Genomic DNA, 12,515 nt, shown 5'->3' with positions numbered 1-12,515 from the left:
AGAATGTGCCAGCGAGCTCATCGGGAGAAGCCGCCGCAGCTATATGCCTTCTTCGAAATCTTCCAAGGAAAGGCCGAACTCCGAGAGAGCCTCCTCCAGATAGTCGCCGAGCATCGGCGTTTCGATCAGATACGTCGCCGTGCGATTGTTGTGCGCCTGAGCGGCCTGCGCACGAAGCTCATCCCAATTGTCCAGCGAGCCGTCGCCCCGGCCCAGCCACATCAGCGTGACCAGATCGATCTGTTCGTCGACATTGAGGCCCCTGATGAAGCTGACGAGCTCCGACCGGTCCGTTTTCAGGCCTCGCCCACCGGTACCGGGCGCCGTGTCGTCATCTGCCAAATCTGCCAGCAATTCGGGTTCGGCCGCTTCCATTTCGTGCTGGTGGATCTTGGTCACGACGAAGGCGACCTTCTCCGGCGAGATCGAGAGGGTGGGCGTGGTAGTCGTCATTCAGCGTCTCCTGGGTCCCCGGGCAAACGCCCCCAGGTCCCGTGCAGAGACGCTAGGCGTTCCGGAAGGAGCGCACTTTGCGCAAGATCAAGGCAGCGTAGCGGCGTGAAAACCGGCGCAGCACCCCGCGCGAGCCCCCGAGCGCGATTGCAGCGGGACCGCTTGGATCGACCAGGGACCGCGGGCGATCGATACTACCAAGTCCAATCGAGAGAGCCGACATGCGGCTGCTGCGCGACCAGAATCATCGGTCTGCCCGGATGAGCTTTTGCGGTCCTTCGCTTCTTCGCCTCTGCAGCCGGCTTGCCCGTGTCGGCAATCCGCGTCGCGCGAGGCTTCTCGGCGGACTTCACGGCCGCAACCTGCGGGTTGGTCTCGACGGCGCTCATCTGCGCGAAGGCGTCGCGGGCACTGGGCTTGGCCACTTCTGCCGCAGGCTGCTCCGCCTTCGCGAGCTTCACCGGAGCCGGCGTGGCGATCGAGGTGTCCATCACGATCCGCTCCGGCCACTTTCTGGTGGACTGAATGCGCACCGGGGGAAGGTCCGACGCAGACGACAGGCTTGCAGGCAATGGTACGCTGGGAAGCACGGCATCCGCCAGGACCAGCAGCGCCAGCAGAGTTCCACCGACGAAAAGAAAGTAACGCAGAATGGGCATAATTTACCGCTCCGTCGGCACCTGCGCCGACATCCACCTAACGGAGGATCATGACAGTATGTTCCCGCGTCGAACGCTCGGGTTCAAAAACCGTGGGAGACTAGCGCGACATAATTAGATTTTCGTCGCTGCAACCAGCGCGCATTTGGCCGCGCTGACGTTAACGTTGACGAATCCGACATGGACCGCCGCGAAGGTCTTCCGGCTGCGCGGCCCGACTTGGCCAGGCACGATCCGTCGGCGGTCGCTGACATGGCTACCGTCCCGCCGGCTGAAGGCGCAGGTGATTTCGACGTCCTTGATTGCGAAACTGTTGGCATTCCGTACCGTGAAGGTCACCAGCGCCCTCGACCCAAGACCGCCGCGCCGCCAGGACTGGGAACTGATCCGCAGGCCGGACAGAGCGGCCGGGTCGAGCGCAGGGGATGAAGCAGGCGTCATCGTCGGCGAAAGGCTGGCATTGGCGTCCATGACGGTCCGGCCGGAGCCGACCACCGGGGACGAATCGGGGTGCGCGCTGGACTTGGCCGCCGGGCTGGGCACCACCAAGGAGAGTCCACGCGACGTCTCCGTCCCGTCTTCATCCCCTTCATAGCCGCTGCTCGGGGAGGCCGATCCGACCCGCGTGAGGCTGGAGTCGGCCACCTCCTCCTCTTCGACCGACATGATCAGCCACCCGACGACGCTGAACATGATCAGCGCGAGGATCGCCAACCCCGACACCGCAGCTCCCAATGGGATGGACGCTCCGTCGCTTCGGCGCATGGCCAGCGACGCCGTGGCATCGGGCTTGCGCCCCAGCAAACGAGAGAGACCCGCGCTCATGTCTGCACCATCGGCTGCCCGGCGGGGGCATCTGGAAGCTTCAATCGGCAAACATCGATAGGGTTGCATGCAAAGCCGACAATTGGAGGGCAGGCCCGGATACCGGTCGGTATGCCGGGCTGGCGCGGCCGGTGACGGGCCGGTAAACATCCGACCCGTTGCCGGCACCTCAAGAAACGCCGCCGCGCCGCAGGCGGTTCACTCCTTCGAAAGATCTCGACGATGTTGAATGTCATGTGGGACCACATCCATCTCCGCAGCCCGGACCCGGAAGCCACCGCTACCTGGCTTCACGACATTCTCGGCGGCGAGATCATCCGCAATCCCGGCCGCATCGACGTCAGGCTCGGCGGCGCCAGCGTGTTCGTCGCCAAGGTCGAGCCGAACGACGGCGTCAACGCGCCGCCTGTGACGCCGCACCAGGGCCTCGATCATTTCGGCCTCACCGTGAAGGACATCGACGCCGCGGCCGCCGAGCTCAAGGCGAAGGGCGTCACCTTCACGACCGAGCCGACCACGATCCGCCCCGGTGTTCGCATCTGCTTCATCCGCGGGCCGGAGGGCATTTCCATCGAGCTGCTGGAGCGCGACAAGAAATACACCTGAGCGCCGCCCCGCCCGGCTACGACATGCTACCCGGCATGAAGCAGCGGATCTGGAGGCCCTGATAGCCGCGCATCGGCCACACCATCGTGCGGCCGACCCGGTTGGGCTCCGTGATGACAGCGTCGTCGGGAACGTCGAGCCATTCACCCTCGATGCGGACGCGGTAGTGACCGCCCCTGCTCTCCCAGTCGACATCGCTGACGGCGCTGCCATCGGCGTCCGAACAGCACGGGCCCTTGCCGCTGCGCAGGCCGTCGAACCATGCCTTCATCTCCGGCGACGAGTTCGCGTACTGGCCGCGATCGCGCGCCAGTGACGGCGGCGCGGCGAGTGCGATCAGCAGCGCCGCACTGCCGACCTGGACAGGTGGCTTCCATCGCGCGGCCGCCTGCCGCTTCGAACCCGTGTTGCTGATGTCGGCACGATCAGCTCGATGCGGCCCATGGCCGCGGGACACGATCCATTTGCTCATTTCCATCTGGTCCATCTGGCTCCTGCACCACCCCAGGGTGTGCGGATAGAAATGCATCAACCGGGCCAGATTTCGATTCGATCTCGGCTTCGTGAGAGTCAATCCGGGGGTTTACGCAGATCTCCTACTCGGCTGCCTGCTCGAGAGGTGCGACCCGCGGCAGAATGATCTGGACGCGCGTGCCGGCGCCCGGCTCGGAGTCGAGATCAAGCCGGCCGCCGAGCCGGCTGGTCACGATGCTGTAGACGATGTGCAGGCCGAGGCCGGTGCCGCCCTGGTCGCGGCGCGTCGTGAAAAAGGGATCGAAGGCGCGGCGGCGGACGTCGAGCGACATGCCGCAGCCATTGTCGGAAAAGATGATCTCGACATTGTCGCGGCCGGACTCCCGAGCCCTGATTTCGATCACACCGCTCCTGCCGTCCGGAAACGCGTGCGCGACCGCATTGAGGAACAGATTGGTCAGGACCTGGCCGTATGGCCCGGGGTAGCTGTTCATCACCAGATCGGGCTGGCAATCCACATTCACCGTCAGGTTCTGTCTGCGCACGCCCGGGCGCAGACTCATCACCACCTGCTCGGTGAGATCGGCGAGATCGAAGCTGCGCTGGTCGGAGTAGTTGCGGTCCGCCGCCACCTGCTTGAACGACTGGATCAGCTCGGCCGCGCGATTGAGATTGGCGACGAGCTGTCCCGCGGCGCTGCGGCTCATCTCGATGAACTCAGTGAGACTCGACCGCCGCAGCTCGCCCCGCGTGACCGCCTCGCTGAAGCGCTCGGTCTTGCGCTCGAGCGCGGAAGCGACCGTCAGGCTGATGCCGACGGGGTTGTTGACCTCGTGAGCAACGCCGGCGACCATGCGCCCGAGCGCCGCGAGCTTCTCGGCTTCGATCAGCGAGGCCTGGGTCTCGCGCAGGTTCCGGAGCGCGGTCTCGGCGGCCTCCTTGGCCTTGCGCATCTCCAGTTCGCTTTTCTTGCGCTCGCCGATGTCGAGCGCCACCGTGACGATCTTGTCGACCTCGCCGTCGGCATCGAGAAGCGGCAGCTTGTTGACCAGCCATTGCCGCATGACGTTGCATGAATCGAGGTATTCCTCCTCGTAGAACCCGAGGCCCGCCTTCGTCGCCAGCACGCGCTTGTCGTTCGAGTCGGTCTTGTTCGCGCCGTAGCGCGACATCAGCTCGCCCGTGGTGCGGCCGAGCGCATCCTCGGGCTCGACGTTGAAGATGCCGGCCATGTAGCGGTTCATCAGGACATAACGCAGCTCGCGATCCTTGACGTTGATCACCGCCGGCACCGTGTCGATGACCTGCTGCAGCAATCGCCGGCCTTCCGCGATCGCATCCTCGGCGCGCTTCTGATCCGTGATGTCGCGGACCACGCCTTCGTAGCGAACCACCTCGCCGCTCTCGTCCCGCACCACCGTGGCGCTGTCGGAAAGCCAGCGGACCTCACCGGTGCGCCGGCGCACCTGGTATTCGAACTCGCGCACCATGCCGTCGCGCCGCATCAGCCGCTGATAGCGTTCGCGCGCCAGGGGATGGACATAGATCGTATCCGCGATGTCGTTGACGCTCTGGATCAGCTCGCTCGCGGATTCGTAGCCCATGATGCGGGCGAGCGCCGGATTGGCATTGAGCACGAGACCGCTCGGTGTGGTCACGTAGATGCCGTCGATCGAAGCTTCGAACAGCTTGCGGTAGCTCTCCTCGGCCAGCCGCTGCTCGGCCAGCGCGCGGACCGCCGCCTCGCGCGCCGCGTCGGCGTCCTGCAAAGTCTGCCGGAAGACCTCCGCCGCCCGCGCGATGTCGCCGATCTCGTTCTGAACGTCGGTCTGCGGGATCGACGCCGCCTTTTCGCCTGCCGCCAGCGCCCTGATCGAGCGCGCGATCGAGGCCAGCGGCCGCACGGTGCGCCGGACCACGAAAGACGCAGCGAAGATGCCGATCAGAACGCCCGCCGTGCCGAAGATGATGCTCTGCCATTTCGTCTCCGCCAGGGTGCGGGCGAAGTCGCGCGACAGCACCTTGCCCTGGCTCGCGCTCAAGGCGCGCAGCAACTCGGTGACCCGGCCGATCAGCCGCCCCTCGATGCCCAGCACCTCCTTGTCGAGGCGCGCGATCTCGTCCTCCGTGCCGGCAATGGCGATGATCGCCTCGGCATAGCGGTCGGCGGCCGCGCGAAGCGCGCTGTCCTCGATCGGCATTGCGCGCATGCTGCGGGCGGCCTGCTCGGCGCCGGCCGGGTCGCGCGCCAGCAGCGCCGCGCCGACCTGGTTCTGCACCTGGAACAGCGCCCGCGCCGTGCCGCGATCGGTCAAGCCGGCGATGGCGTCCTCGAAGCTCTCGCGCGCCGCCGGCAAACCCGACAGCAGCTCGGCACGCCGGGCGATCAGCGCGCTGATCCGGTCGATGCCCTCGCGGTAATTGGCGAGCCGCTGGGCGACGCCATCGATGGTCGCCTGCTGCTCCGGCGCGAGCTGCAGGCGCGTCTTCTTCAGGAGCGCGCTGAGCTCGGTCGCCGCCTCCATGGCACGGTCGGAGCGCGAACCGGGATCGGTGACGAAATCACGCGCCGCGAGCCGCAGCTCGTTCATGCGCTGGTCGATCTCCTCGGCGAGATCGCCGACGCCCTGCAGCCGCTGCAATTCGGCAAAGGTCGAATCGATATGGCGGATGGCAATCACGCTCGCCATGCTGGTCGCGGTGATGACGGCCAGCAGCAGCAAAAAGCTGCCAAAGATCATCCGCCCGATCGTCATCGATCGGAGGCTGCTGCAGGCCGTGTCGAGGTCCGGTAATCTACTCATGGGATCCGATGGTCGGAACCGCACTATATACGAGCCGCCGCGCGGCTGAATGAACAGATAGGGAACAATCCCGTCCGCGCATCATCCGCCGGACGAAAAATAGCCTGTGCGGTTAACCGGCCGCACCGAACTCGAATACCTCCCCATCATAGCCTGCCTCGCGGGGAATGCGCAGCTGACGGCCGCCCTCGGCGGTCTTGGTCATCACCGGCATCACGGTGACGATGTCCATGTCGCGCGCCGCCGCCAATGCCCCGGCCACGGCCGGCTGTTTGCCCAGACGGATCAGGTTGCGGGTGGTCGGGAACGGCAGCTTGAAGCGACCGTCCTCGCCGCCCGCCAGCGCCTCGCGCGGCGAGACCCAGACGGAGTCGGTCGATTCCCGGCCGTCATGGGCGCCCAGCTGGTCCGGCGGCGCGGCCGCCAGGAAGAACCAGGTGTCGAAGCGCTTCGGCATGCCCTCGGGCGTGATCCAATGCGCGTAAGGGATGAGCGTGTCGAGCGCCAGCACCAAGCCGTGCGCCTCGATGACCTCGAGAAAGCTGGTCTTGCCCTCGCACAACGCCAGGCGATGCGCAGCCTCGATCTCGCGGGCGGCCGCGGCCTCGATCAGCGTGCGCGCGCCGCGCGCTCGCGCCAGCAGGATGCCGCTCTCCTCGAAGGTCTCGCGCACCCCGGCGATGCGGAAGCCGAGCGCCTCGGCGTCCAGGCCATCGTCGCCGGCATAGAGCTCCGGCCTGCCGGCGATCTCCTGATCGCCCTTGTCGACGCTGCCGCCTGGAAACACCAGGGCGCCCGAGTTGAACTCGATCTGATGGTGGCGCACCATCATGAATACCTCGATCTCACGTGCGGCTGCGCTGTCGCGCAGCAGCAGCACGGTCGAGGCGGGACGGACGGCGGCAGCGTCAGCCATGGTCACTCCGCGGCGGTGGCTCGGGGTTGCAGATTGGCGCGGGCGTCGGTGCGGGCGACACGCGACAGCAGATAGTCGACCTCGGCCTTGGCGGCCGCCGTGATCGCCGAGCCCGGCTTGCGCTGTGCGCTGGAGGCGATCGCGCCGCGCTTCTGCAGCACGTATTTGCGCACGGCAAGGCCGGCGCCGGGCTGCTGCTCGTAGCGGACCAGCGGCAGATGCGCGTCGAACAGGTCGTGCGCGGCGTCGCGCTTGCCGGCCTGCGACAGCTTGACGACGTCGACCAGCATTTCCGGGAAGGCGTAGCCGGTCATCGCGCCGTCGGCGCCGCGCTCCATCTCGAAGTCCAGGAACAGGCCGCCATTGCCGCACAGGATCGACAGCGGCCGCAGCGAGCCGTCCTTCTGGAAGCCGCGGAGCGCCGAGATCTTCTCCAGGCCCGGCCAGTCCTCATGCTTGAGCATCACGCAGGACGGACTGTCCATGACGATCCTGCGGATCACCGCCGGCGTGAACTGTACGTTCAGCGTCAGCGGATAGTCCTGCAGCACCCACGGAATGTCCTCGCCGATCGCCTCCTGGGCCTGCTTGAAATAGCCCGTGATCTGATCGTCGGTGCGCAGGGTCGGCGGCGGCGCGATCATCACGCCGGCAGCGCCGGCATCCATCGAGGCGCGCGCCAGCGCGCGCATCGTCGCGAACCCCGGCGCGGAGACACCGACGATGATCTGCAGGTTCTTGGCGCGCTTGGCAAAGCGCACCGCAACCTGCTCGGATTCCGCCGCGTCCAGCTTCGGCGCCTCGCCCATGATGCCGAGCACCGTGATGCCGTCGCAGCCTGCCTCGGCATAGAAATCGACCAGCCGGTCGATCGAGGCGTCGTCGATGCGGCCGTCATCATGGAACGGGGTCGGCGCGATCGCGAAGGTGCCCTTGGCGGCGGCGGTGAGCTTCATCATCTGTCTCCAATCTCTCTGGCGTCATTCCGGGATCGTCCGCAGGACGAGACCCGGAATCTCGAGATTCCGGGTTCGCTCGCCGTCGCGAGCGCTCCGGAATGACGACCTGAATACATCAAAACCGCCGTGCGGACTTGGCTATCTCGGCCTCCGAAAAGAATATCTCCCCTGCATGGGCGGCGATGTCCTCGGCCTTCCAGGCCGACGACGGCGGTTTCCATCCGTCCATTTCCATCATGCGCAACTCGCGCACGCCGCGTGGGCCGGAGACGCCGAGCACCTTGCCGGTCTGATCCCCCGAGAGACTGCTGACCATGTAGAGCACGGCCGGCGCAATGCCCTCGGGCGTCAGCGCCGCGCCCGGGTTCTCCTTGTAGCGCGGCAGGTCGGCCGTCATCCGCGTCAGCGCGCCGGGCGCCAGGGTCCACACCCGGATGTTGTACTTGCGGCCCTCGATTGCCAGCACGTTGGACAGGCCCCAGATACCGCCCTTGGCGGCGCCGTAGTTGGACTGGCCGAAATTGCCGATCAGGCCCGAGGTCGATGAGGTGTTGACGATGACGCCGCCGCCATTGTCGCGCATCCAGCGGAACACCGGCAGGGTGCAGCAGAAGGTGCCTTTGAGGTGCACCTGGATCACCTTGTCCCAATCCGCTTCGCTCGACTTGGCAAAGGTCTGGTCGCGCAGGATGCCGGCATTGTTGACCAGGATGTCGGCGCGGCCGAAATGCCGGATGGCGTCGTCGAACACAGACTGCCCGCCGGCCATGGTGGAGATGTCGGCGGCGTTGGCGACGGCGTGGCCGCCCTCGGCCTTGATCGCGGCCACCACCTGCTCGGCCATCGACAGGTCGGAGCCGGAGCCGTCGCGCGGCCCGCCAAGGTCGTTGACCACCACCGCCGCGCCCTCGCGCGCGAACAGTTTGGCGTAGGCCTCGCCGAGGCCGCCACCTGCGCCGGTGATCAGCGCCACCTTGCCGTCGAGCAGTCCCATGGGTGCGTCCTCCGCTTATGTTCTTGCTTTCTCCGTCATGGCCGGGCTTGACCCGGCCATCCATCTCCTGAACCGTCCATCCATCACCAGAAGAGGATGGATGCCCGGGTCAAGCCCGGGCATGACGATAACTAACAGCTGTGCCTCACATCACGAGGATCATCCCAGCACTGTCTTGCCGTTCTTGATCACCGTGACGTTGCGCGACTTCACGCGCGCTTCGAAGGAGATCACATCGCCATCCTTCCAGAGATCGACCGTCACGGTCTCGCCGGGGAACACCGGCGACGAGAACCGCGCGGCGTGCTGGCGGAACGCCGAGGCGTCGTAGTCGGCATAGGTCTGCAGCACGGCGCGGCAGGTGAGGCCGTAGGTGCACATGCCGTGCAGGATCGGCCGTGGGAAACCGGCGCGACGGGCAAACTCGGGATCGGAGTGCAGCGGGTTGCGGTCCCCGCACAGGCGGTAGATCAGCGCCTGGTCAGGCCGTGTCGAGATGTCGACGCTGCGATCCGGTGCGCGGGTCGGCACCGGGTGCGGCTCGGGAATGCCGCCAGACGGACCGCCGAAGCCGCCGTCGCCGCGGGCGAAGCGTGAGGCGACCAGCGTCGTCAGCGGCGCGCCGCCCTCGTCGCGCAGGATGGTCTGATGGCGGATGACGGCGCCCTTGTCCTTGCCCTTGTCGGACACCGCGAGCACGGAGGAGTCGGCCGTGATCTTCGCGGCCACCGCCAGCGGCTTGTGAAAGGTGATGTCGCGCTCGCCGTCGACCACCAGCACGCGGTTGAGCTTCATGTCGCCGGGACCGGCGCCCCAGGCCGCGACGGAGGCAAAGGTCGGCACCACCTTCAGCGGCCGCGGCTCGGCGGTGGCCTCGTTGACGAAGGCGAGCTCCTTCTCATCCATGGGATCGGCCCCCATGCCGATGCCATAGGCGTACAGCATCACCTCGCGATCACCGTAGGCATAGGGCTGCCCGATCGCCTTCATCGCCATCAGCTCATCGTAGTTGATCGGCATGTCGCCTCCCCGAACTTCGTTCTCTTGTAGGGTGGGCAAAGCGAAGCGTGCCCACCGCCTTTCTTGTTGTATATCGGTGGGCACGGCGCTCCGCGCCTTAGCCCACCCTACGCACGTCTTCCGATGCCCATTGCTGCGCCCTCTCCCCTTGTGGGAGAGGGCAGCGCAACTATCAATTCCGACCTCACTCGGGTGAGGGGTTGTCTCCACAGCCGCACTGTCTGCGCGGAGAGAGACCCCTCACCCGGCTCAATCTCGCTTCGCTCGATCTCGCCACCCTCTCCCACAAAGGGAGAGGGTACACCATTGTTGGAGCACGCAGATGCATGCCCCATCGTCATTGCGAGCGGAGCGAAGCAATCCAGGGCTGCGCGAGGACTCTGGATTGCTTCGTCGCTTCGCTCCAATGACGTGGAGCCGCATCCGTGCTCACTCACCTACGCCGGTGTAAAGAACGGCAGCGGGGCGCCGTCGGTGGGCTTGAACACAACCCTCACCTTCTGGCCGATCTTCAACGCATCGAAATCGCAATCGACGAAATTGGTCTGCAGCGACGGCCCCTCCTTCAAGGTCACGTAGCCGATCGCATAGGGCCCGGTCGGCGACTTGCGCATGATCGAGAACGTGTAGATCTCGCCCTCGCCCGCGCTCTGCTCCCACACCGTCTGGTCGGAGAAGCAGAACGGGCAGATCGAGCGCGGGAAATAATGCGCCTCGCCGCATGCCGTGCAGCGCTTGATCATGAATTTGCCCTCGGCGGCGGCATCCCAGAACGCCTTGGTCTCGGGATTGGTGACGGGGGCCGGAAGTTTCTTGGCTTCGGACATCAGACGCGCTCCAGAATGCAGGTCGAGGCGGCGTGGCGCACGCCGAGCAGGCCGCCGGTGCCATGGGCGATGGCGAGGTCGCAATTCGGCACCTGGACCTTCGGATGAGCTTCGCCGCGCAGCTGGCGCACGGCCTCGATCACCTTGGTCATGCCGCCGCGGTTGACCGGATGGTTGCTGCACAGGCCGCCGCCATCGGTGTTGAACGGCAGCTTGCCGACGCCGGAGATGAGGTTGCCGTCGGCGACGAACTTGCCGCCCTCGCCCTTCTTGCAGAAGCCGAGGTCCTCGAGCTGCATCAGCACCGTGATGGTGAAGCTGTCATAGATCGAGGCGTATTTGATATCATTCGGGGTCACGCCCGCCTCCTCGAAGGCGCGCGGGCCGGACCACACACCGGCGGAATAAGTGAGATCGAGGTCCTTGCCGCCGCGCGGCCCCTTCATCGCCTCGCCATGGCCGATCAGCCGCACCAGCGGCTTCTTCAGGCTCTTGGCGATCTCCGGCGTGGTCACGATCAGCGCACCGCCGCCGTCGGTAACGACGCAGCAATCCATGCGGTGCAACGGATCGGAGATCATCGGCGAGTTGATCACGTCCTCGACCGTCACGACCTCCTTCAGCATCGCATGCGGATTGTACTGCGCGTGATGCGAGGCCGCGACCTTGATCCAGGCGAGCTGCTCCGACGTGGTGCCATAGTCGTGCATGTGGCGCATGGCGCACATGCCGTAGGCATTGTGCGTGGTGGCGCCATAGGCCATCTCGAAGTCGGCTTCCGCGCCGGCGGCGCGCGGCGGCATCGGGCCGGTGCGCGGCTTGCCGGCCAGCGTGATCAGCGCGATCGAGCATTTGCCGGCGGCAATCGCCTCAGCGGCGTGGCCGACGTGGATCAGATAGGAGCAGCCGCCGGTCTCGGTGGAATCGATGTGCCGCACCTTCAAACCGAGATAGTCGACCATCGGCCACGCGCCGCCCGGCGCATCGCCGGCGCAGAAATAGCCGTCGACATCTTTCGCGCTCAACCCGGCATCCTCCAGCGCCCCCTTGGCGACCTCGGCATGCAGTTGTGCGGTCGATTTGTCCGGTGCGTGCCGGGTCGGATGCTCATAGATCCCGGCAATGTAGGCCTTGCCCTTGATGGTCAATTCCGTCTCCGCTTGTCGTCGTTTCCTGCCCGATGGTTGGAGATTTTCTGGACCCTCGCATGAGGCTTGGCAAGCGGTGAAAATATTCCGCGCGGTGGAGATGACGCATGGTCTCGCCCTTCACTCCGCCGTCGTCCCGGGCTTGACCCGGGACCCATAACCACCGGCGGATCTTGTTGGACTCGATGGTCGCCCCGCGTGCCCTCTCACACCCGCCGGTGGTTATGGGTCCCGGGTCAAGCCCGGGACGACAGCGATCGTGTGGCGCGAGCGAGCACATATCGAACTACACGTGACCCAGCACTCCCGCGACATCACTGCCCGGGTCATGCTGATCTTGTTCGCCCTCGTCGAATCGGAGGGCGCAGGGAAGGCCAGGCGTCGGCTGACGCCTGCGGCCCGCCTGCGAAAAAAATGCAGGCGGCAGGTACCACAGGTGCAGCCGAGAACACCCGGCCTTCCCTGCGCGATGGTCTTCACGCTTATACGCAGTCTGCCTGGTGCGCCGGGCTTGTTGGCCACCATGATCCGCGCGGCGCGTCAGCGCCGTCACGAACGTGACACCAGCGTCGGGGTGCCAGCACGCTGCGACTTCACGTCCGCGCCGAACCGTTCGTCCGCGCATCCCTCAAGGACACGCTGCGGCTCCATCGCGGCCATCGCTCCCCGCCCCGCGTGTCGTGACGATCGCGCGCAACGCCCCTTCCGAGTGAGGCGGGATGGCGGCAATAAAGCATGATTTCCGATATTCGTCAATATAAATCTGTAAATCAGAATTTGAACGAGGCCTGTCACCCGGGTGAGCGCAGCGACACCCGGGACAGCCGTCT

The 12,515-nt window shown here is 66.0% G+C and carries 12 protein-coding genes; 1 reads left to right on the top strand and 11 read right to left on the bottom strand.

Annotation, left to right across the window (positions count from 1 at the left end; all coding sequences use genetic code 11):
• Positions 1 to 39: 39 nt before the first annotated feature.
• The 3 genes from QX128_RS14545 to QX128_RS14535 form a co-directional block, all read right to left on the bottom strand.
• Positions 40 to 453: a DUF3775 domain-containing protein gene (locus tag QX128_RS14545; RefSeq protein WP_315804852.1), complete on the bottom strand. Its 414-nt coding sequence runs from the start codon at positions 451 to 453 to the stop codon at positions 40 to 42.
• Positions 454 to 647: 194 nt separating this feature from the next.
• Positions 648 to 1,112 (bottom strand): hypothetical protein, encoded by a 465-nt coding sequence (locus tag QX128_RS14540; RefSeq protein ID WP_315804851.1) that lies wholly within the window; start codon positions 1,110 to 1,112, stop codon positions 648 to 650.
• A 114-nt stretch (positions 1,113 to 1,226) separates the two neighbouring features.
• Positions 1,227 to 1,937: a hypothetical protein gene (locus QX128_RS14535; protein ID WP_316237759.1), complete on the bottom strand. Its 711-nt coding sequence runs from the start codon at positions 1,935 to 1,937 to the stop codon at positions 1,227 to 1,229.
• Positions 1,938 to 2,159: 222 nt separating this feature from the next.
• Between QX128_RS14535 and QX128_RS14530 the strand changes: the two genes are divergently transcribed.
• Positions 2,160 to 2,543, top strand: a complete 384-nt coding sequence (locus tag QX128_RS14530; protein WP_316237758.1) for a VOC family protein — start codon at positions 2,160 to 2,162, stop codon at positions 2,541 to 2,543.
• Between the two features lie 16 nt (positions 2,544 to 2,559).
• Here the strand turns inward: QX128_RS14530 and QX128_RS14525 are convergent, their stop codons facing one another.
• From QX128_RS14525 to QX128_RS14490, 8 genes are all read right to left on the bottom strand, one after another.
• On the bottom strand, positions 2,560 to 3,021 hold the full coding sequence (locus tag QX128_RS14525) for a hypothetical protein (RefSeq protein WP_316237813.1): 462 nt from the start codon (positions 3,019 to 3,021) through the stop codon (positions 2,560 to 2,562).
• Between the two features lie 118 nt (positions 3,022 to 3,139).
• Entirely contained in the window at positions 3,140 to 5,821 is a 2,682-nt protein-coding gene (locus QX128_RS14520) for a PAS domain-containing protein (RefSeq protein WP_315804958.1), read from the bottom strand.
• A gap of 112 nt (positions 5,822 to 5,933) precedes the next feature.
• Positions 5,934 to 6,737, bottom strand: coding sequence for an NUDIX hydrolase (locus QX128_RS14515; RefSeq protein WP_316237757.1), 804 nt, complete (start codon positions 6,735 to 6,737; stop codon positions 5,934 to 5,936).
• Positions 6,738 to 6,739: 2 nt separating this feature from the next.
• Positions 6,740 to 7,693: a dihydrodipicolinate synthase family protein gene (locus QX128_RS14510; protein WP_316237756.1), complete on the bottom strand. Its 954-nt coding sequence runs from the start codon at positions 7,691 to 7,693 to the stop codon at positions 6,740 to 6,742.
• A 118-nt stretch (positions 7,694 to 7,811) separates the two neighbouring features.
• On the bottom strand, positions 7,812 to 8,690 hold the full coding sequence (locus QX128_RS14505) for an SDR family oxidoreductase (protein ID WP_316182076.1): 879 nt from the start codon (positions 8,688 to 8,690) through the stop codon (positions 7,812 to 7,814).
• 159 nt (positions 8,691 to 8,849) lie between these two features.
• Entirely contained in the window at positions 8,850 to 9,710 is an 861-nt protein-coding gene (locus QX128_RS14500) for a MaoC family dehydratase (protein ID WP_316183707.1), read from the bottom strand.
• A gap of 437 nt (positions 9,711 to 10,147) precedes the next feature.
• Positions 10,148 to 10,537, bottom strand: coding sequence for a Zn-ribbon domain-containing OB-fold protein (locus QX128_RS14495; RefSeq protein ID WP_315800936.1), 390 nt, complete (start codon positions 10,535 to 10,537; stop codon positions 10,148 to 10,150).
• Positions 10,537 to 11,685, bottom strand: a complete 1,149-nt coding sequence (locus QX128_RS14490) for a thiolase domain-containing protein (protein ID WP_316183709.1) — start codon at positions 11,683 to 11,685, stop codon at positions 10,537 to 10,539. Before QX128_RS14490 ends, QX128_RS14495 begins: the two co-directional genes overlap by 1 nt.
• Positions 11,686 to 12,515: the final 830 nt, after the last annotated feature.

Origin of the sequence: Bradyrhizobium sp. SZCCHNR1015, assembly GCF_032489875.1 — a bacterium.
In the GTDB taxonomy this organism is placed as follows: Bacteria; Pseudomonadota; Alphaproteobacteria; order Rhizobiales; family Xanthobacteraceae; genus Bradyrhizobium.
Note: the sequence above shows the minus strand (reverse complement) of the source record. Positions and strands in the feature narration are given on the sequence as shown.

What these genes read in the sequence shown, in the direction of transcription:
- QX128_RS14545 (WP_315804852.1), bottom strand. Translation starts at nt 453, where the DNA reads ATGACGACTACCACGCCCACCCTCTCGATCTCGCCGGAGAAGGTCGCC.
- QX128_RS14540 (WP_315804851.1), bottom strand. Translation starts at nt 1,112, where the DNA reads ATGCCCATTCTGCGTTACTTTCTTTTCGTCGGTGGAACTCTGCTGGCG.
- QX128_RS14535 (WP_316237759.1), bottom strand. Translation starts at nt 1,937, where the DNA reads ATGAGCGCGGGTCTCTCTCGTTTGCTGGGGCGCAAGCCCGATGCCACG.
- QX128_RS14530 (WP_316237758.1), top strand. Translation starts at nt 2,160, where the DNA reads ATGTTGAATGTCATGTGGGACCACATCCATCTCCGCAGCCCGGACCCG.
- QX128_RS14525 (WP_316237813.1), bottom strand. Translation starts at nt 3,021, where the DNA reads ATGGAAATGAGCAAATGGATCGTGTCCCGCGGCCATGGGCCGCATCGA.
- QX128_RS14520 (WP_315804958.1), bottom strand. Translation starts at nt 5,821, where the DNA reads ATGAGTAGATTACCGGACCTCGACACGGCCTGCAGCAGCCTCCGATCG.
- QX128_RS14515 (WP_316237757.1), bottom strand. Translation starts at nt 6,737, where the DNA reads ATGGCTGACGCTGCCGCCGTCCGTCCCGCCTCGACCGTGCTGCTGCTG.
- QX128_RS14510 (WP_316237756.1), bottom strand. Translation starts at nt 7,693, where the DNA reads ATGAAGCTCACCGCCGCCGCCAAGGGCACCTTCGCGATCGCGCCGACC.
- QX128_RS14505 (WP_316182076.1), bottom strand. Translation starts at nt 8,690, where the DNA reads ATGGGACTGCTCGACGGCAAGGTGGCGCTGATCACCGGCGCAGGTGGC.
- QX128_RS14500 (WP_316183707.1), bottom strand. Translation starts at nt 9,710, where the DNA reads ATGCCGATCAACTACGATGAGCTGATGGCGATGAAGGCGATCGGGCAG.
- QX128_RS14495 (WP_315800936.1), bottom strand. Translation starts at nt 10,537, where the DNA reads ATGTCCGAAGCCAAGAAACTTCCGGCCCCCGTCACCAATCCCGAGACC.